Annotated in this window: 15 protein-coding genes; 12 read left to right on the top strand and 3 right to left on the bottom strand. The window is 39.9% G+C overall.

Features of this window, described 5'->3' with window-relative positions:
* The first annotated feature begins 52 nt into the window (after positions 1-52).
* From N523_RS0114285 to purF, 9 genes are all read left to right on the top strand, one after another.
* On the top strand, positions 53-1,174 hold the full coding sequence (locus N523_RS0114285) for a 4-phosphoerythronate dehydrogenase (protein ID WP_028834029.1): 1,122 nt from the start codon (positions 53-55) through the stop codon (positions 1,172-1,174).
* A 45-nt stretch (positions 1,175-1,219) separates the two neighbouring features.
* On the top strand, positions 1,220-2,236 hold the full coding sequence (locus N523_RS0114280) for an aspartate-semialdehyde dehydrogenase (protein ID WP_013465468.1): 1,017 nt from the start codon (positions 1,220-1,222) through the stop codon (positions 2,234-2,236).
* Between the two features lie 351 nt (positions 2,237-2,587).
* Positions 2,588-6,523: a FimV/HubP family polar landmark protein gene (locus N523_RS0114275; RefSeq protein WP_028835969.1), complete on the top strand. Its 3,936-nt coding sequence runs from the start codon at positions 2,588-2,590 to the stop codon at positions 6,521-6,523.
* 166 nt (positions 6,524-6,689) lie between these two features.
* Entirely contained in the window at positions 6,690-7,484 is a 795-nt protein-coding gene (truA, locus tag N523_RS0114270; protein ID WP_013465466.1) for a tRNA pseudouridine(38-40) synthase TruA, read from the top strand.
* 176 nt (positions 7,485-7,660) lie between these two features.
* Positions 7,661-8,536: an acetyl-CoA carboxylase, carboxyltransferase subunit beta gene (gene accD / locus N523_RS0114265; RefSeq protein WP_013465465.1), complete on the top strand. Its 876-nt coding sequence runs from the start codon at positions 7,661-7,663 to the stop codon at positions 8,534-8,536.
* 25 nt (positions 8,537-8,561) lie between these two features.
* Positions 8,562-9,827: a bifunctional tetrahydrofolate synthase/dihydrofolate synthase gene (gene folC / locus N523_RS0114260; RefSeq protein WP_028834031.1), complete on the top strand. Its 1,266-nt coding sequence runs from the start codon at positions 8,562-8,564 to the stop codon at positions 9,825-9,827.
* A gap of 11 nt (positions 9,828-9,838) precedes the next feature.
* Positions 9,839-10,462: an SPOR domain-containing protein gene (locus N523_RS0114255; protein WP_013465463.1), complete on the top strand. Its 624-nt coding sequence runs from the start codon at positions 9,839-9,841 to the stop codon at positions 10,460-10,462.
* A 302-nt stretch (positions 10,463-10,764) separates the two neighbouring features.
* On the top strand, positions 10,765-11,259 hold the full coding sequence (locus N523_RS0114250; RefSeq protein WP_028834032.1) for a CvpA family protein: 495 nt from the start codon (positions 10,765-10,767) through the stop codon (positions 11,257-11,259).
* Positions 11,260-11,277: 18 nt separating this feature from the next.
* Positions 11,278-12,804 carry an amidophosphoribosyltransferase gene (gene purF / locus N523_RS0114245; protein WP_013465461.1) on the top strand — a complete coding sequence of 509 codons (1,527 nt, stop codon included), beginning with the start codon at positions 11,278-11,280 and terminating at the stop codon, positions 12,802-12,804.
* 87 nt (positions 12,805-12,891) lie between these two features.
* Here the strand turns inward: purF and N523_RS0114240 are convergent, their stop codons facing one another.
* Entirely contained in the window at positions 12,892-13,491 is a 600-nt protein-coding gene (locus tag N523_RS0114240; RefSeq protein WP_008111059.1) for a Yip1 family protein, read from the bottom strand.
* A 199-nt stretch (positions 13,492-13,690) separates the two neighbouring features.
* Between N523_RS0114240 and miaE the strand changes: the two genes are divergently transcribed.
* The 3 genes from miaE (at position 13,691) to N523_RS0114225 (ending at position 18,815) form a co-directional block, all read left to right on the top strand.
* Positions 13,691-14,461 carry a tRNA isopentenyl-2-thiomethyl-A-37 hydroxylase MiaE gene (gene miaE, locus N523_RS0114235; protein ID WP_016899267.1) on the top strand — a complete coding sequence of 257 codons (771 nt, stop codon included), beginning with the start codon at positions 13,691-13,693 and terminating at the stop codon, positions 14,459-14,461.
* Positions 14,462-14,656: 195 nt separating this feature from the next.
* Positions 14,657-16,885: an EAL domain-containing response regulator gene (locus N523_RS0114230; RefSeq protein WP_028834033.1), complete on the top strand. Its 2,229-nt coding sequence runs from the start codon at positions 14,657-14,659 to the stop codon at positions 16,883-16,885.
* Positions 16,878-18,815: a sensor histidine kinase gene (locus N523_RS0114225; protein WP_028834034.1), complete on the top strand. Its 1,938-nt coding sequence runs from the start codon at positions 16,878-16,880 to the stop codon at positions 18,813-18,815. The genes N523_RS0114230 and N523_RS0114225 overlap by 8 nt, the downstream gene beginning before the upstream one ends.
* Before the next feature lie 19 nt (positions 18,816-18,834).
* Here the strand turns inward: N523_RS0114225 and N523_RS0114220 are convergent, their stop codons facing one another.
* Positions 18,835-19,569 (bottom strand): UDP-2,3-diacylglucosamine diphosphatase, encoded by a 735-nt coding sequence (locus N523_RS0114220; RefSeq protein WP_028834035.1) that lies wholly within the window; start codon positions 19,567-19,569, stop codon positions 18,835-18,837.
* 67 nt (positions 19,570-19,636) lie between these two features.
* Entirely contained in the window at positions 19,637-20,128 is a 492-nt protein-coding gene (locus N523_RS0114215) for a peptidylprolyl isomerase (protein WP_013465455.1), read from the bottom strand.
* Positions 20,129-20,197: the final 69 nt, after the last annotated feature.

The following is a 20,197-nucleotide window of genomic DNA, read 5'->3' as shown; positions in this document are numbered from 1 at the left end:
AATAGGCGGTTGTTCGTTACAATAGGGTCTCATTTTGCCAAACGGATTCACAATGAAAATTCTTGCCGATCAAAATATGCCTTTAGTTGAGCAATTCTTTAAAGATATGGGTGAGGTTGAACGATTTGATGGCAGGCAATTAACTCCAGAACAACTCATTGATGTTGATGTATTACTCACTCGTTCAGTCACGCAGGTCAATAGTGAATTATTAGCACAGGCTAATAAGCTAAGCTTTGTAGGTACAGCCACTATTGGTGTGGATCATATTGATACCGATTTGCTCAACGCAAAAAATATTGCTTTTACCAGTGCACCAGGCTGCAATGCGATTGCGGTTGCTGAATATGTGATCAGTAGTTTATTTGCATTAAGTCAAGAAAACGCCAGCCCATTAAGCGGGAAAACAATTGGTATTGTGGGTGTGGGTAATATTGGTAGTTGCCTCGCGCACAAGCTAAAAGCACTTAACGTTAATTTACTATTGTGCGACCCAATAAAGTATGAGCAAGGGCTATTAACCGAGCACGTTGAGCTTGATGAGCTATTAGCGCAGTCAGATATAGTCACGTTTCATGTGCCGTTAGTAAAAACAGGTACGCATAAAACACTGCATATGCTTGATAAAAAGCGCTTAACTACGCTTAAACCTGGGCTTACTTTAATTAACGCCAGCCGAGGTGATGTGATTGATAATCAAGCATTACTTGAGGTGATGGAAGCCGGCGCTGAGCTCGATTTAGTGTTGGATGTGTGGGAAAACGAACCTAACATTTTAACCGAGTTACTTGAGCATGTTCGCTATGCCAGTGTGCACATTGCCGGACATACTCTTGAGGGTAAAGCTCGGGGTACACAAATGTTGTATCAAAGCTTGTGCGAGCTAAAAGGGGTTAACGCAATAAAATCGCTTGATGATTTTTTACCGCCTCCTGCAATTAAAAAAGTCGCCCTAGGAAGTAGTTTTAGCGAAACAGATATAGCCCGTTTAGTGCACTTAGTTTATGACGTACGCCGTGATGATGGCATTTTACTGCGTCACTTGGCCGATGAAGGCTTTGACAGTTTACGAAAAAATTATCCAACCCGACGTGAATTTAGCACCGTGGTGGTTGAAGGTGATAGCACCGAGCTTGCTGCACTTGCGCAGCTTGGTTTTACTACAGCAAACTAATTTAATTAGCACGGTTGTTTTAATCGTGCTTACAGAGGATGAAATATGTCGCAAAAATATAACGTTGCCGTACTCGGCGCTACAGGCCTTGTAGGTCGTCAAATCATTGAAACTTTGGAAGATCGTAAATTTCCGGTCGATCAGCTGTTTTTATTAGCAAGCAGCCGCAGTGCTGGCGAAGATATAAAGTTTCGTGGTGAGACCATAGAAGTACGTGATGTTGAAGGCTTTGATTTTAGCCAAGCGCATATCGGTTTATTTTCTGCTGGTGGCAGTGTATCTGAAAAATATGCCCCTATTGCCGCAGACGCTGGCTGTATCGTTATTGATAACACATCGCACTTTAGAAATGACTTTGAAGTGCCGCTTATTGTGCCAGAAGTAAATGCATCGAGCCTAGCCGATTTTAGAAATCGTAATATTATTGCCAACCCTAATTGTTCAACCATTCAAATGATGCTTGCGCTTAAGCCTATTTATGATGCATACGGCATTGATCGTATTAACGTTTCAACTTACCAAGCGGTGTCGGGAGCGGGTAAAGAGGCAGTTGATGAACTGGCTAAACAAACTGCAAATTTAATGAATGCACGCCCAATGGAAAACGAAATATTTCCTAAGCAAATTGCGTTTAATGTAATACCGCAAATCGATAGCTTTGAAGATAACGGCTATACGCGCGAAGAAATGAAAATGGTAAACGAAACGCATAAAATTTTAGGCGATACAACCATTGCGGTAAACCCGACTTGTGTTCGCGTCCCTGTATTTTTTGGTCATTCTGAGTCAATTAATATTGAAACGCGTATGCCTTATGATTTTGAGCATGTAAAGCAACTCTTGAGTGATGCGCCAGGTGTTGAGCTAATTGATGATGCTGGCGACTACCCAACGGCTGTGTCGGATGCCAGTGGTAATGATACTGTTTATATCGGCCGTTTACGTGCTGATATTTCACACCCACATGGATTAAATATGTGGGTAGTAAGTGATAATACCCGTAAAGGGGCTGCAACCAATAGTGTACAAATAGCAGAAGAGCTGATTGCTAATTATATGTAATTAGCCTGAAAATAGTGATAATTTCAATAAACGGCAAACCACAGTGGTTTGCCGTTTTTTTATGCTTTAACCGCCATTTTTTTGCCACTTATTAACTGAGAGAGTGTAAACATCTTGATAAACAACATAAAAACATTTTTATCATGATGTTTAAGGTATTTATTTTCAATGCGTTGCGATGGATATTATGGCTTAACTGGTTTATAGTTTGTAACTGGAATAGAGCTTGCAATAAAAATAGATTGTAATAAAAATGTGCGTTGGCCACGTGGCTAACAACGGCAAGAATAATCAATGTTTAAGCGCCAATTTTAAAGCGCTGCGTTAACATTTAAACATTAAAGGATCAGCATGCGCGGTTTCGTTTCACTTATTATATTAGCGTCTGCACTGATGGTAACGACTGTTTACTCTCAAGACAGTACCCAATTAAGAGGGCCTAAAGGCGCAGATTACGGCGCGCAGGGTCGCTCTATTGGGCCAATAAAACCAACCGATACACTTTGGCGTATTGCCGTTAAAGTTCGCCCAGATAACTCAGTCAGCATTTATCAAGTTATGCAGGCCTTGTATAACAAAAACCCCAACTCATTTTTAGAACAAAACTTAAATCACATGCAAAGTGGTTCGTATTTAAAAATACCTACTTTGGCAGAAATTAGACGAGTAAACCCGCAATTAGCTAAGCAACGTTCTGAGCAAGACGATGAACTGTGGGAAAAAAAGAAAAATGGCACACTCACTCAAGCAGAGATCAATTCAGCACAAACACAAGTAACCCAAGCCCGCAAAGCAGACGTTGATAAAGCCAAAAAAGAATTACAACAAGAATTAAAAGCTATTAAAACAGATCAAGGTAATAAATTAGTTGAGCTTCAGCAGCAGTTTAAAAGTTCGGTTAGTAACGTAGAAGAGATTTTAGTTGAAAACAACAACCTTAAAAAACAGCTGACAGGTATTTCAAACGAGTTAGAAAATGTTCGTTTACAACTAGGCCAAGATAGTGAAATTCAACAACAGTTAAAAGAATTAATCGTTAAGCAAAACGAGATCATTGCACAGCAAAAATTAAAAGATGCAGAGCAAGAGAATGAATTTAGCTTTGCTGCATTACTCTCGAACCCTTTGGTACTCATTTTATTAATGACCATTCCAGCGTTGTTGATTATTTTTGCTGTAGTTATGTGGCTGCGTAAGCGTGGTAATAACCAAGAGCCTGAGAGTAACGATGATGAATTTATACCACAAGCGCCTGCTTATACTGACCCTCTAGATGAAATGCCAGAACCCACGCTTGACGAAGCGCCTGCTCCCGATCCACTTGATGATTTAAGTGTGCAGTTAGACGAGAACATGGATGACGTATTACTTGATGATGATGTGGAATTTAATGATGATCTCGATGATGACAGTTTATTAGATCAAGATGAGTTAGAAAGCTTACTTAATGATGATGTTGTTTTTGAGGATGAAAATACTGAGGGCGATGAACTTGATGTTTTCATGCAACAAGATTTTGATAGCCCTGATGAGGATGACACGGGCGATACAATTAATCTTGACGAATCGGATGATATTTTAAGTGCGGATGATTTAGATAGCCTGTTTGATGAAGAAGATGACGATTCATTGCCTGATGAACCCCAAGGTGAATCGAATGATGATATGGCTGCACTCAGTGAAGAGCTCGCCGAAGAGGGCGAAGACTTCGACATTGATGATTTACTCGATGAAAATAATGAGCAGGCAACTGACACATCAGCAGACGATGACGAATTTGATATTGACGATTTACTCGATGCAGAGCAACCCGCTACTGCACAGAGTGAAGAAACCGATATTGACAGCTTAGTTGATGAAGATGACGAATTTGATATTGACGACTTACTCGATGCTGAACAACCCGCTGTTGCAGAGAGTGACGAAGCGGATATTGACAGTTTAGTTGATGAAGGTGACGAATTTGATATTGACGACTTACTTGATGCAGAGCAACCTGCTGCTGAAGTCGAAAATGAAGAGCCTGATATTGATAGCTTAGTTGATGAAGATGACGAAGTTGATATTGACGACTTACTTGATGCAGAGCAACCCGCTGCTGCAGAGAGTGAAGACGTGGATATTGACAGTTTAGTTGATGAAGGTGACGAATTTGATATTGACGACTTACTTGATGCAGAGCAACCTGCTGCTGAAGTCGAAAATGCAGAGCCTGATATTGACAGCTTAGTTGATGAAGACGATGAAGTTGATATTGACGACTTACTTGATGCTGAGCAACCGGCTACTGAAGCTCAAAGTGAAGAGCCAGACATCGACAGCCTAGTTGATGAAGACGAAGTAGATATTGACGATGTACTGGATGCGGAGCAACCTGAAAGTGATGTTCATGATTCTGAAATAGATCATGCATTGGCGGACTCAATTGAAGATTTAACTGACGCGCAAGAAGAGTTAAATAGTGAAGATGTAGAATCTATCGCTTCATCTTTTGCTGAGCCAGAAGTAGAGCCAGAGCCAGGCGTTGAAGCTGAGCCGGAGCTTGAAGAAGAACCTGAACTTGAAGTAGAACCAGAACGTGAAGTAGAACCAGAGCTTGAAGCTGAACCTGAACTTGAAGTAGAGCCTGAGTTTGAAGCTGAGCCAGAAGTTGAAGCTGAGCCGGAGCTTGAAGTAGAGCCTGAACTTGAAGTAGAACCCGAACTTGAAGTTGAGCCTGAACTTGAAGTTGAGCCAGAACTTGAAGCAGAACCAGAACTTGAAGCTGAGCCAGAAGTTGCAGCTGAACCGGAGCTTGAAGAAGAACCTGAACTTGAAGTAGAACCAGAGCTTGAAGTAGACCCAGAGCTTGAAGCAAAGCCTGAACTTGAAGCAGAGCCTGAGCTTGAAGCAGAGCCTGAGCTTGAAGTAGAACCAGAGCCTGAGCTTGAAGCAGAACCAGAGCTTGAAGCAGAACCAGAGCCTGAGCTTGAAGTAGAACCAGAGCTTGAACAAGATCCTGAGTTTGACGTTGAATCAGAAGATGACTTTACCGATACGTCTTCAACCTTACTCGACCCAGAAGATGCGCTTGACGAGTACGACGGTGAAAACTTTAAAAGCGTTGATGATCTTTTAAGTGAACTTGAGCAAACAAGCGATGCAGATGAACACGTTCCTGATTGGTCACTCGACGATTTAAACGATGAGCTTGATGAAGATGAAATTGATTTAGGTGATGATCCGCTTGCTGGTGATATCCAAAACAATGATTTATCGACAGATGACGATGAGCTATACGAGCCAGAAATAGTTACACCGAGTGAAGAGCTTGAAGAATATCCTGAGTTAGAGCTTGATGATGAGTTGCCTTTATCTGATGAAGAGCATCAATCACTAACACCAGAAGAGCTAAAAGGTGATAATTTAGACGGTGATGCAACGGGTATGTCACCAAGTCAAGCAGAGCAAGATCTCGCTAATGCACTATCCGCAGGTAATGATCTCGATAGCTTAGAAGACGATTTTGATGATGAATTATTACTAGACAATGAGTTTTCAGAGTCAAACACTGCGCAAGGTCTAGATAATGAAGCTTCAGAGCCTGAAAAGCTGACTGAACAAATTACAGATGAGCAAAGCGTTAGCACAGACGATGAGTTTGATGATGAACAACTTGATGCTTTAGCTGAATCATCAGAGTTTACTGACGAGCAAACGAACGCTGACCGTGAAGCTGATTTAACGCAAAGCCCAGTATCGCCAGAATCAGACATGATTTCAGATGATGAGCTTGACGATGAGTTCATGGCTGATTTAACACAAACTGATTTTGATGCCTTGCTTAATGAACTGGCAGAACCTGAAAATGTTGATTTAAGTGACAGCAGTGAGTTTGATGTTGTTTTTAATAGCTTACTAAGTGAAGACTTAGCTGACGAAAGCGCATCCTCGTTGCAAGAGCCTATTGAGCAACCTGAGGTTACTGAGCCATTAGCGCAGGATGACTTTGTTGATATTGATGCATTGTTAGAGCAAAGCGATGAAGCTGATTTAGATCACGAACCTTACACAGACGTCGATATGGATGTTGGTTTAGGTGAGTATGATTCACTTCTGGCTGGTGATAACCCTATGGATGTTGATACCCAAAGCGGGGGTTACTCAGCTAAGCTTGATCTTGCACATGCCTATATTGAGATTGATGATGCAGACTCAGCAGTTAAAATCCTGGATGAGATCATTAATAATGGCCCGGATGATGTGCAAGAAGAAGCGCAAAGCTTAAAGGCTAAACTTAAAAATTAATAACCAAGCTCCTGTAAGGTATGGTTGATATGAAAACCCGTTATTAGTGATGCTAATAGCGGGTTTTTTGTATTGCATAGTTAGGAACCTTAGTTCGCTGCTTTTATTGGGACGCCATATAGCATAAAATGCAGCGTCGATTAGCACAGTAGGTAAAGCAGTAATTATGCGAGTAGCACTTGGAGTAGAATACAATGGCGCACGTTACAGTGGTTGGCAGCGTCAATCACACGTAAATAGTGTACAACAAGAAGTAGAAAAAGCGTTGTCGCGCATTTGTAATCATCCAGTTGAAATTGTATGTGCAGGGCGTACCGATGCCGGTGTACATGGCACTGGACAAGTAGTGCATTTTGATACACATGCTGAGCGTGAAATGGTGGCCTTTACATTAGGTATGAACACCTTATTACCCAAAGATATTGCTATTCGTTTTGCACAACCTGTGGCGGAAGACTTTCATGCCCGCTTTAGTGCAACTGCTCGTCGTTATCGTTATGTTATTTACAATTATGCGTTTCGTGGTGCGGTATTAAATGAAGGTGTTACACATTTTCATCACCCACTAGATGAAGTGAAAATGCAGCAGGCGTGTCAATATTTACTAGGTGAGCATGACTTTACCTCGTTTAGAGCGCTGCACTGCCAAGCTAATACGGCAACGCGAACGATTCATCATTTATCGGTACAGCGCCAAGGTGCTTATGTCATTATTGATATTAAAGCCAATGCGTTTTTACACCATATGGTACGTAATATTACGGGTTGTTTAATGGATATTGGCTTACATAAACATGAACCAATTTGGTTAAAAGAGCTGCTAGATGTTAAAGAGCGAGCTAAAGCGAGCGCAACAGCAAAAGCAGCAGGTTTATATTTAGTGGATGTTGATTATCCAGAACATTTTAATATCCCTAGAACGCCGCTAGGACCATTGTTTTTAGCCGACAGTGATATTTGATAAGTAACGAGATGTGTATATTTTGAGGCTAAATTTATACGCTGTTATTCGTATTGCTAACTACTAAGACCAGTTTTTTATACCGTGACAGCGTAATTCATGTTTTAATTGGAAAAATTTGTTTGCATGGTTAACATGTAGACTCGCGACACAGAACAGCATTAAGAGAGTTGCAAATGAGTTGGCTAGAAAAAATCTTACCAAAAACGACTAAATCTTCAGGTCGTAAAGAAATTCCAGAAGGTGTATGGGCTAAATGTACGTCATGTGATTCAATTTTATATAAAGCAGAATTAGAAAAATCACTGAACGTATGCCCTAAATGCGATCATCATATGCGTGTTAGTGGTCGTAAACGTCTTGAACAGTTTTTAGATGAAGGCGATCGTCACGAGTTAGGTGCCCAACACGAACCTAAAGATGTGCTTAAATTTAGAGACTCAAAAAAATACTCAGATCGTATCAATGCAGCTCAAAAGTCAAGCGGTGAAAAAGACGCGCTTGTCGCAATGAAAGGGAACCTAAAAGGCATTCCGGTTGCTGCTGTTGCATTTGAATTCTCATTTATGGGTGGCTCAATGGCATCGGTAGTGGGTGCTCGTTTTGTTGACGCGGTTGACCAATGTTTAGAGCATAATATGCCGCTGATTTGTTTTTCTGCATCGGGCGGTGCTCGTATGCAAGAAGCCCTTATGTCACTTATGCAAATGGCTAAAACCAGTGCGGCACTGGCTAAAATGACTGAAAAAGGCCTACCGTTTATTTCTGTAATGACAGATCCAACAATGGGTGGTGTATCAGCATCATTGGCAATGCTTGGTGATATTAATGTTGCAGAGCCTAAAGCTTTGATTGGTTTTGCCGGTCCGCGTGTTATTGAACAAACTGTTCGCGAAACGCTACCAGAGGGTTTCCAACGCAGTGAATTCTTGTTAGAACATGGCGCAATCGACATGATTATAGACCGTCGAGAAATGCGCGATACGCTAGCACGTATCTTAGCAAAATTTATGAACTTGCCTTCTACGGAACAAGAGCATAGAGTAGCGTAAATTTCAGCTTTACTGATTACATGCTATGACAAAAACAATTCCTAGCCAATCATCAAGCCTTGATGATTGGCTTTGTTATTTAGAGAGTGTTCACCCTGCTAATATAGAAATGGGTTTAGAACGCGTTGCTCGTGTTGCTAACAACATTGGGCTTTTAACCTCCTCAAGTAAAATCATTCTTATTGCAGGCACCAATGGCAAAGGCACAACAGCACGTTGTTTAGAGTCACTGTTATTAGCCCAAGGTTATCGTGTTGGTACGTATGCTTCTCCGCATTTAATTCGTTACAATGAGCGCGTACGCGTTGATGGCGCAGAGCTTGACGATCAATACCATGTCGATGCGTTTCATTTATTAGAACAAGGTCGTGGTGACACCCCACTGACATATTTTGAATATGGCACCTTAGGCGCGTTAGCAATATTCAAGCGTTTAGAGGTTGATTACGTGCTGTTAGAGGTAGGTTTAGGCGGGCGTTTTGACGCGACCAATATTGTTACCCCCTATGCCAGCATCATCACCACCATCGACTTAGATCATAAAGAATACTTAGGTGACACGCGTGAATTAGTTGCTTATGATAAAGCGGGTATTTTTCGAGAGAGTACTCCTGCAATTATTGGGGACTTAAATATTCCACATACAATGACCGATTATGGTAAAGAAATTAACGCTAATATGGTGTTATCTGGCAGCGACTTTATTTTTAAAGAGCACGCGCAGAGTTTTAGTTGGCAATTTAAAGAGCATAATCTTGAGTTACCTAAACCAGCAATTCCATGCCAAAATGTAGCCACGGCATTAACCGCTCTATCGGTATTAAACTTATTACCGAGCGATGAGGTGATTACTCAGTGTTTAGCGAACTTAGTCGTTGAGGGACGTTTTCAACAACTAAGTGCAGAGCCATTAGTGTATACCGATGTAGCACATAACCCTGAATCAGCTCGCTATTTAGCGACTAAATTAGCAAGCTATAAAGATAAAGGCTTTAAAATTCATGCATTAGCCGCTATGCTTGCTGATAAAGATAAGGTTGGTGTGCTTAAAGAAGTTAGTGATGTAGTAGATGAATGGTCGTTTGCGAGCTTAGAGGGCCCACGCGGCGATAGCGCTGCTAATTTACATCAGGCACTTTTAAGCATTCCTAATAGTTATTTTAAACAGGGTTATAATAGCGTAGAGGCAGCATTGGATGCTATCTTGCCAAACCAGCCAACTAACACACTATTAATTGTATTTGGTTCATTTTTTACCGTGGCTGGCGCTATTCATTACTTTAAAAAATAGAGAGGATGTCGGTGAACTCAGGTTTTATTAATCGCTTAGTCGGAACAAGTATTGTGGTGATCGCAGCAATTGTGTTTATTCCCAATATACTCGATGGTGAAAAAGTGCACTATAAAGAAGGCTTTAAAGCGATTCCAGAACGCTCTGAGTTCAAGACCATTGATTTGCAAGAATCAATCGATCAAAAAGTGGCAAATGCACAGCCTTTAAAAGAGGATGAAGTTGAAGATATTCAGCCTGATGATGCCGCATTTGAACAGCAAAACAGTGCTGCTCAAACAGACATTACCGACCAGCCTGCAATGGTTGAAGCGGTAATACCTGATACAAACCAAAGCAGTACGGCTGCAATTCAAGAACCTACGCGCCCAGCTAACGAAAACTTAACTAGCATGGCGTATGTTATTCAGTTAGGTAGTTTTTCACATGCAGCCAATGTAAAAGCGCTGCAAGCTAAGCTCAAGGCTAAAGGGTTTAAAACTTTTACTAAACCAGTTAAAACGCCAAATGGGACGTTAACGAAAGTTTTTGTCGGACCATCACTGAATAAACAAGAACTGCAATCTCAACTTCCTGCACTTAAAGAGTTAACCAAACTCAACGGTAAAGTCACCCAATTTGAAGTGACCAAATAAATTCAATAAAAGGAAGTGTGTTTATCGCGAGATATTACACACTTACCTCGTCTTATTTTATACGTTTAAATAGACCTTTGTCCCATTTTTAGCTCGCTACCTTTACTTATCAATGCCCACACAAAAAATGCAAAATAGATGCGCTATAAACAAAATGTTTGTTGTTTTTATAACGGTGAGTCTGCGCTATTTTTAATCTAATAATGGTGTGTGTTTACTCACCTGTAATCTCACGCTTAAACTTGCATCACAAGGAGGTTTAGGTATAGAATGCGCCCAAAATTAGCGACTAATTGGTTCTTATGATCTGGGTTGATTACGCCATTATTGGCATTATTGCACTCTCTACCATCATCGGTTTAATACGCGGCTTTGTTAAAGAAGCTATGTCATTAGCGGTATGGGCAGGGGCTTTCATCATCTCCAGCTTATTTTATCAATATTTAGCTTCCTTCCTAACATCCATTTCTGAACCCCTTTTAAGAAATGCGGCGGCCATTGCCATATTATTCTTTGCGACGCTATTGTTAGGCGGTTTACTAAACTATATTTTAGGTGAGCTTGTACAGCGAACCGGATTATCCGGCACAGACCGTGTTTTTGGTGTGGTGTTTGGTGCTCTTCGAGGCGTGTTGGTCGTGAGCGCGTTACTCTTCTTTCTTGATGCTTTTACTGGTGCGCCAAGTACGCATTGGTGGGGCAACTCTATTTTGATTCCAGAATTTGGCTTCGTAGTTGAATGGTTCTTTTCGTACCTAGAAAACAACTCGAGCTTTTTAAATTCAGTAAACCGTTAATCGGCGAGGATAAATTACATGTGTGGTATCGTTGGAATAGTCGGAACATCGCCAGTTAATCAGGCGATTTATGATGGCTTAACCGTTTTGCAACACCGTGGCCAAGATGCTGCGGGTATCATAACTATTGAGAACAATACATTTAGCTTGCGCAAAGCAAATGGCCTAGTGAAAGATGTATTTCACACTCGTCATATGAAACGTTTGCAAGGCAATATTGGCATTGGCCATGTGCGTTACCCAACAGCGGGTTCTTCAAGTTCGTCAGAGGCTCAGCCGTTTTATGTAAACTCTCCATTTGGTATAGCGCTTGCGCATAATGGTAACTTAACCAATGCCGAGTCGTTAAAAGAGCAGTTATTTTCAGAGGCACGTCGCCATGTTAATACGACCTCTGATTCTGAAATTTTACTTAACATCATGGCGCATGAGCTAAGTAAATCAGACAAACTAAAATTAGACCCTGAAGATATTTTCACCGCGGTTACTGAAGTTAACAATAAAGTAAGTGGCGGTTATGCCACTATCGCCATGATTATTGGTCATGGTATTGTGGCGTTTCGCGATCCAAACGGTATTCGTCCATTGGTGTTTGGTAAACGTGAATCAGCAAACGGCACTGAATACATGTTTGCCTCAGAAAGCGTAGCATTAAAGCCTGACGGTTTTGAATTTGTTCGTGACGTTGCCCCAGGCGAAGCTATTTATGTCACTGAAAATGGAGAGTTTCACTCTTTAAGCTGTGCAGATAAAGTGTCTTACTCACCGTGTATTTTTGAATTTGTTTATTTTGCACGACCGGATTCAACCATTGACCGTATGTCAGTGTATGCAGCGCGTGTAAATATGGGGACTAAGTTAGGTGAAAAAGTAGCGCGTGAATGGGCAGACAAAGACATTGATGTGGTTATTCCTATTCCTGAAACCTCGTGTGATATTGCATTAGAAATGGCACGCGTGCTTGACTTACCGTATCGCCAAGGCTTTGTTAAAAATCGTTATATTGGTCGTACGTTTATTATGCCTGGCCAAGAGCTTCGTAAAAAATCAGTTCGCCAAAAACTCAATGCGATTGACCGTGAGTTTAAAGGTAAAAATGTCCTACTTGTTGATGACTCAATTGTACGTGGTACCACCTCGGCACAAATTGTAGAGATGGCACGCGAGTCAGGCGCTAAAAATGTTTACTTTGCATCAGCAGCACCTGAAATACGCTTTCCAAATGTATACGGTATAGATATGCCATCTGCGGCAGAACTTATTGCACACGGCCGTGAAGTAGAAGATATTAACCAAAGCATTAGCTCTGATGGTTTAATCTTTCAATCGTTAAGCGATTTAATTGCTGCCGTTAGCCAAGAAAACCCAGAGATCACTAAGTTTGAAACATCAGTGTTTGACGGACAATACATTACTGGCGACATTGATCAAGATTACTTAAACCGTATAGATAAGCTGCGCAACGATTCAGCTAAAAGCATCCGTGAAAACGCAATGTCATCTGGTTTAGAAATACATAATCAAGATGAAAACGAATCTGATTAATAATGTAATGTTAGCCTGATAGTATTTTAAGGCTAATAAAAAAAGGAGCTTAACAGCTCCTTTTTTGCGTCTATAGAAAAGGAATATTTAAGTAAACATGGGGCTGATAATACCGTTGGTCCATAGCATAGCGGTAAGTGCTAATATAATAACCAGTAAAATTAATCCACAGGTAACAACAGAGCTTGCATAAATAAAGCCGCGCTCTTGCGGAATGTGCATCAAAATTGGCACGCCGGTGTACAGTAAATAAACTGAGTAGGCGAGTGCAACTAATCCAACACACACCACAAACCACAGCTCAGGCCAAAAAGCTGCCAATGCCGACATAAACACCGGTGTAGCGGTATAAGCTGCCAGCTCAATTGTTTGGGTAAAAGTCGGTTTAGCACCAAAAGTAACCGCCATCCAATGGGCTAAATAGGCCAGTGCAAATACACCGCCAATTAAAGCGACATACATGGCTGCGCCAATCATCAGAGCGCTTTCATGGGTTAAAAATACTGGATTACCTGTACCTATACTCCAGCCTAAGTAAACCGATGAGTAGTACCCCATTGCAGAGGGAAATAAAGCGATAAGCAAAATGTGCGATAAGCTATAGGTTAAGCTTTCGTGACGGTTATCAATTGTTTGCCATTCTTCGAGTGGATGGGCGTATAAACCCCATAGGTGATTTAGTATCATTGCGTGCTCTCCATAAAAGGATATATTACTGTTTGGTTATAATTGGTTTGTTTTTATACAGTCCATTTAGTTATGGTTCAGTAAGTATACAAAGTCAAGTTATCCACATGCTTGCAATAAGGGCGAGTGTTTATTTTATTCAGAGTAATATTTCATGTTAAAATGCCATAATCGCAATTTTTAGCAATGAGTAGTCAGCGTGCCACATAGCCAGCTTTTAGAGCCAATTAACAATTTTTTATTATGCAGTACTCCCGATGAGTGGGTTGAACAAGCAATCAAAAAAGAAAACTTACCCATCATATTAATTGATCACTTAATATGTGAATTAAAAGCGGCGCAAAGTGCCATGTTTTTAATCCGTAAGTATGCGGTAGATAAAGAGAGTAGTGATGCACTGCTTGAATGGCTTAAACCGTTTGAAACGCTTATTTATAAACGTGAGGGAAATTGGCGTGATTTAGCGGCTAAAAATAAACTCACTAAATCCATTATCCCTAAATCTAACTCGCCTTATGGCCAAGATTTAATTGATAAAATGGTAATGCTGATAAAAGAAGAGCTGCATCATTTCTATCAAGTGCTCGAAATTATGGATGAATACGGTGTTGAATATAAAAGTATAACGCCATGTCGTTATGCCAAAGGCATGCTACGCAATGTTAAAACGTTTGAGCCTAATGCCTTAGTTGATAAGCTTATTGTAGGTGCTTACATAGAAGCTCGCTCGTGTGAACGCTTTGCCAAGCTTGCACCCCATGTAGATAAACGATTAGGTGATTTTTATATTTCATTGCTGCGCTCTGAGGCACGTCATTACCAAGATTATTTAACCCTTGCTCAAGACATTGCTGATTTTGATATTACCGAGCGGGTAAAAGAATTTGCTGAAATAGAAGCACAGTTAATTTTATCTGATGACGAAGACTTTAAGTTTCACAGTGGAACACCGTTAAGTAAAAGTGCTTAGTATACTTGAGTGCTACAAATGGGTTATGTTGTTGTAGCACATACTTTAGTATCAAAATTATTTTTAAATTAGACACTTCCAAAACTCTCTCCTAATATTTAAGCAAGTCGAATTTTGAGTTATCAACGGTCTATATTGCTTTGTAATTCATTTTAATAAAAGGGCCATACCTTATTTATTATTGGGTGAGAATGTATGCAAGATAAAGAGGGATTATTTGTATTTGCAGCTGAAGAAGAACAAGCAGATACAGATCTGAAAACTTGGAAAATATTAACCGTTGAGGATGATCTTGATTATCAAAACGCGTTAGTTAACAGCTTAAAAGAGCTAAAAGCCAAAGATGGTTATAAATACGAGTTGTTAACAGCAAATTCGGTACCAGAGGCGGCTTTGGCGTTGAGCATGCACCCTGATATTGCACTTATTTTTATAGATGTGGTGATGGAGGAGGATGACTCAGGTCTGCGTTTAGTGAATACTATTCGAGAGGTCATCGGTAACGCAGAAATGCGTATTGTGCTCTTAACAGGGCAACCTGGTTTTGCACCAGAGAGCGATATCATGAAAATGCTCGATATCGATGAATACTGGAATAAATCAGACCTATCTGCCGAGAAGCTGCAATCAATTGTTAATAGCAACATGCGCACTTGGGAGTATATCTCACAAATTAGGTCAGCCAAGCAAGGTTTACAGTTGGTGCTTGATGCATCTAGAAGTATTAACGGTAAGCACGATATGGCCTCTTTCTCTTATGCTGTGCTTAAAGAAATTAGCAACATTTTAAAAATAACCGAAGGGGGTGGTATTTTTTGTTCGAGTAATTCAGACCCTAGCTCTGAATGTTTAATACTCTCAACCCATGGTTGCTTTAGTGGCATTAAAGGGCAACCTGTGGGACCTAATCTGCCTGCAGAAATGCTGCAAGACTTTAAACAAGCGATTAGAGAGCGTCGTCATATTTTTTCAAAGCACCACAGTGTGTTTTTTTTCGAAACGCCAGATCAGCAGGGCGCTGATTACATAACTATCGTCAAATCAGACAACCCAATTAGTGAGCAAAACGAATATTTACTTAAAGTATTTAGTGAAAATGTGAGCACAGGATTTGCTAATATTTCGTTATTAAATCGCTTAACCGAGCTTGCTTATACCGATGTGTCACTTAACTTGCAAAACCGTAACTGGCTAACCCGTGAAATAAAGAACATGAATGCGCAGGAGCGGCTAAAAACGCGATTGGTCATTTTTGATATTTATCAGTTTGACGAAAAAGCATTCACCTTTGGTCATGAATTTTGTAATAAATTAATGAAGTTAGTTTACCAGAGTATTGTTGATAGCTTTACTAGGTATGACCCCCGCATAGCATTGATTAGTAACAAAGCGTTTGGCATGTTAGTGAGCGTTGACTTTGATATCTCAAATGCAGTTAGTTACTTTCAAAATAAACAAAAATTCGAAATTGAACAAGTTAAGCAATACATTGATGTCCGTATTTTAGAATTAAAATTAAATGTAGCTTTAAACTTAACACCTGAAAAAGTAATCAGCCTTGCAGAGTCGAGCCTGAACTCTTCGCAGCTAAACCAAACTAAGTATATTCAGCATACCGAGGAAAAAACAGATCAAATTACTCGTCGTTATGAGCTGATGGCTGAGCTCAGAACGGCTATAGGTAATAAAAGTTTACAGGTGGCGTTACAACCCAAAATCAGCTTATCAACCTTGAAACCAGCAGGTTTTGAAGCGCTCGCTAGGTGGCAAAGAGCTGATGGCAGCTTTGTACGCCCTGATGAATTTATAGAGTTAGCTGAAACAGCCGGATTAATTAATGAACTAGACCATGTGATTTTCGAAAAAATACTAGAGACTATTAATCAACTTAAAGAGCAAGGCTTCAACTTACCCTTTGCATTTAATGCATCCTCTTATGATTTAGTTGAACCTAGTTACTTTGAGCAAATAAAAACTAAAATTGAAGAGTACAACATTCTGCCTTCTATGCTTGAGCTAGAGGTGACAGAAACGCAAGCCATAAGTAACTATAACTTAATTAAAGAAGCACTTGAACGGTTTATCACCTTAGGTATGAAAGTCAGCATTGATGACTTTGGCACTGGTTACTCGTCGTTAGCTCACATCAATGAAATACCGTCTACGTCGATAAAAATAGATCGCTACTTTGTTAGTGATCTTGAATTTAATGACAACAATCAGTACATGATTAAGATGATATTATCTTTAGCGAATCAGTTTAACTTTTCGGTAATTGCTGAAGGTGTTGAGAATGAATTTGAGGCTCAGTGGTTACATCAGCAGGGGTGCGAAACTGCTCAAGGATACTACTTTTCTAAACCATTATTTTTAAAAGATTTAATTGTGTGGCTAAAACAGTCTGAAGTGAGTAAGAATGAATAGCTTCAGTAGCTTTCCGAACGGCTCAAAAAAAAGTGTGTTATTAAAGTCTTCGTTCAGTTTATTTATCACTTTATTTATTGGCTGGCTTATATACGCACAAACATATCAAGAAAAAATAAACACCATAAAAGCTATGCAAGATGAAAAGTTAGTCCTTATCAGTGGAGATTTTTCTAAAGAGCTCAGTAGTATTAAAAAGCTTACGCGTATCCTTGCCCAAGGGCCGATTTTAAAAAGCGACACACCAAACAAGCCTTTACAATCAAAGCAAAGAAGAGATGAAATAAATAACTATTTTTTAAATTTTGCTGCTATCTCTACTAATATCGCGCAAATTCGCTGGCTAGATACACAAGGCCAAGAGCAATACCGCATTAACGCAGCCAATGGTATTGGCGAAATTGTATCGCCTGATGAGTTGCAAAATAAGCAAACCCGTTACTACTTTCAAAAAGGGATGCAGGTCAGTGCGCCTGACATTTTTGCCACAGAAATAGATTTAAATATCGAACGCAACCAAATTGTAATGCCTCATCAACCAACAATCCGTGTAACCTACCGTACGGATAAAGAAAATTACCTATTAGATGGTTTGCTAGTGGTAAACTTTAACTTAGATTATTTGTTTGATCAGATTAAAAGTTACAACCAAGAGAGCACTTTAATTAGCATTTTAAACCACGATGGCTTTTGGTTATTAAATACTGATGCTGAATTAGAGTGGGGGTTTATGTATGGTAAAAATGAGCAAACACTCGCTTTAAAAAAACCAGAGCTTTGGCAGCAAATTATTGATGGCAATGTAGAATATGGTTCGCACTTTTTTAACCATGGTCTTTATACCTACCGCCGTTTTTCTATTTTTTCGTTGCGCGAGAACAAAGGTAGAATTAGCAATGCTGACAAAGAATTAATTATTCTTATAAGTAGCCCCAATGAATTGTTAATAACTGTACGAAATGCGGCCTTACGGTTAGCGTTAATTTGCAGTGGATTACTATGTTTAATTAGCTTTGGTTTTATTTATCGTGAGTATAAGTTTCAAAATCAGCTATTAGCCCTGTCACATAAATTACATATTGAAAAGATAGAACTAGATATCGTTAACCGTGAGCTTGATGCCACAATTAAGCAGCAGCAGCAACTGCAAGAAGGGTTAATTGAAGCGCAAAAACTATCCTCATTAGGGTTGCTCGTGGCAGGTGTTGCTCATGAAATGAATACGCCTATCGGTGGAGCCGTTATTTCTGTTTCAAATGCAGATATGGCATTGAATAAATTAAATGAAGCGATGAAACAGGGGCTGACTAAATCAACGTTAGAAAGTACTACAACAAGTATTGGAGAGAACCTAGCGTTGGCTAAAATTAATTTAAATAAAACCGCCGTATTAGTAAAAAGTTTTAAAAAAATGGCGATTGATCGCCATAATGATGAATTTATAGCATGTGATATTGAAAAAATTATTGAAGAGCTATTATTGTCATTAAACTCCAGGTTAAAAAACTCGCCAATAAAAGTGAAAACTGTTTTTTTACTTAATAAACAGATAATTAGCTTGCCAGGTATTATTTCTCAGGTTGTCGAAAACTTAGTGGTTAATGCGCTAAACCATGCTTTTGATGAAAAGCAGGAAGGGGTAATAGAAATAAAAGTCGAACAAGCGACTAATAATAGGGTGAGGCTGAGCGTGTCAGATAATGGCAAAGGTGTTGATGGTGAAATAAAGGCAGATATATTTGAACCCTTTTATACTACAGCTAGAGGTAAAGGTAACACGGGTTTAGGTTTATATATGGTTTATCAATGGGTAACCCAGATTTTAAAAGGGGACATCAAACTTCATTCAGAACCACAAAGCGATACCTATTTTAAAACGCAATTTATTATTACTTTACCTGACTTAAAAGCAAAGTCTCATTACGATTAGTCAATAAAGGCTAAAAACCCTACAAGGGGGTCGAAACTAACTCTTGAGAATCAGGGGTAACCACTAAATACGAACCTTGAGTATACCAATCGCCCAATACTGTGCGAGTAAGCGTTTGGTTATTAACTTCATAGGTATGTACATCAGGGCGGTGAGTATGGCCGTGGATCATATTAGCCACGTTATGTTTGGCGAAGGTTTCGAGTACTGCGCTTTGCACCACATCCAGTATTTCTATAGGTTTGTCTGCTTGGCTAAGTTTACTTTTTTCACGTGCATCACGCGCTATTTTTTTACGATACCACAATGGCATAGCAAGCATAAGTTTAGGCCACCACCAACCACGGCTCTTTCGACGAAACTTTTGGTACTCAACATCCTGGGTACACATTTCATCACCGTGCAAAATGACAGTAGGAGTGCCGTAGAGGTCGATCACTGTTTGCTCATTCAGTAAGGTCATTCCTGCCATATCGGCGTACTGTTCTCGCATGATAAAGTCGCGATTACCGTGTACAAAATAAATAGGAATACCTAAGTTATTAACCGCTTTTAGCTGTTCTGCCACTGCCGCTGAGAGTTCGCTAACATAATCGTCACCAACCCACACTTCAAAAAAATCACCTAAAATATATAGGGCGTCTACTTTTTGAGGAGTAATATGGGCGTGTAAAAATTTAAAAAATGCCGCTGTAATATCAGGGCGATTTTCACTCAAATGTAAATCGGCGATAAAGTAGGTTTGGCGAGTCATGGTGATTCCATTTAGATAAAAGCGGGTGAATACCCGCTTTATGTATTCTTTGAAGAATAATGCGGTCTTAGCTGACAGTTACACTTTCAATTACCACATCTTCAAGTGGTACATCTTGGTGGAAGCCATTGCTACCTGTAGCAACACCTTTGATTTTATTTACTACGTCCATGCCTTCTACTACTTCAGCAAACACACAGTAACCCCAGCCCTGTGATGTTTCACTGCTGTGGTTTAAAAAATCGTTGTTATTTACGTTAATGAAAAATTGCGCTGTAGCTGAGTGTGGATCAGGCGTGCGTGCCATTGCTAATGTACCTACTTTGTTAGATAGGCCGTTGTTCGCTTCATTTTCAATTGGGTCGTTTACTTCTTTTTGTTCCATACCCGGTGCAAAACCACCGCCTTGAACCATAAAACCATCAATTACACGATGAAAAATAGTGCCGTTATAAAAACCTGAGTTTGCATACTCTAAAAAGTTTTTTACTGTATTTGGAGCTTCGCTTTCGTGCATTTTAATGGTGATATCACCAAAATTTGTGTGTAGAACAACCATGAGATTTCCTATAGCTGGTTTGAATATTGACGCTATTTTATCGTAGTTGACCCAGATTAACAAAGAGCT

Origin of the sequence: Pseudoalteromonas sp. 23_GOM-1509m, from assembly GCF_000518425.1 — a bacterium.
GTDB lineage: Bacteria > Pseudomonadota > Gammaproteobacteria > Enterobacterales > Alteromonadaceae > Pseudoalteromonas > Pseudoalteromonas tetraodonis.
The sequence above is the reverse complement of the archived record's forward strand: the minus strand, read 5'-3'. Positions and strand labels throughout refer to the sequence as shown.

Excerpts from the sequence above, each read along its gene's own strand:
- N523_RS0114285 (WP_028834029.1), top strand. The coding sequence starts at position 53 with ATGAAAATTCTTGCCGATCAAAATATGCCTTTAGTTGAGCAATTCTTT.
- N523_RS0114280 (WP_013465468.1), top strand. The coding sequence starts at position 1,220 with ATGTCGCAAAAATATAACGTTGCCGTACTCGGCGCTACAGGCCTTGTA.
- N523_RS0114275 (WP_028835969.1), top strand. The coding sequence starts at position 2,588 with ATGCGCGGTTTCGTTTCACTTATTATATTAGCGTCTGCACTGATGGTA.
- truA (WP_013465466.1), top strand. The coding sequence starts at position 6,690 with ATGCGAGTAGCACTTGGAGTAGAATACAATGGCGCACGTTACAGTGGT.
- accD (WP_013465465.1), top strand. The coding sequence starts at position 7,661 with ATGAGTTGGCTAGAAAAAATCTTACCAAAAACGACTAAATCTTCAGGT.
- folC (WP_028834031.1), top strand. The coding sequence starts at position 8,562 with ATGACAAAAACAATTCCTAGCCAATCATCAAGCCTTGATGATTGGCTT.
- N523_RS0114250 (WP_028834032.1), top strand. The coding sequence starts at position 10,765 with ATGATCTGGGTTGATTACGCCATTATTGGCATTATTGCACTCTCTACC.
- purF (WP_013465461.1), top strand. The coding sequence starts at position 11,278 with ATGTGTGGTATCGTTGGAATAGTCGGAACATCGCCAGTTAATCAGGCG.
- N523_RS0114240 (WP_008111059.1), bottom strand. The coding sequence starts at position 13,491 with ATGATACTAAATCACCTATGGGGTTTATACGCCCATCCACTCGAAGAA.
- N523_RS0114230 (WP_028834033.1), top strand. The coding sequence starts at position 14,657 with ATGCAAGATAAAGAGGGATTATTTGTATTTGCAGCTGAAGAAGAACAA.
- N523_RS0114225 (WP_028834034.1), top strand. The coding sequence starts at position 16,878 with ATGAATAGCTTCAGTAGCTTTCCGAACGGCTCAAAAAAAAGTGTGTTA.
- N523_RS0114220 (WP_028834035.1), bottom strand. The coding sequence starts at position 19,569 with ATGACTCGCCAAACCTACTTTATCGCCGATTTACATTTGAGTGAAAAT.
- N523_RS0114215 (WP_013465455.1), bottom strand. The coding sequence starts at position 20,128 with ATGGTTGTTCTACACACAAATTTTGGTGATATCACCATTAAAATGCAC.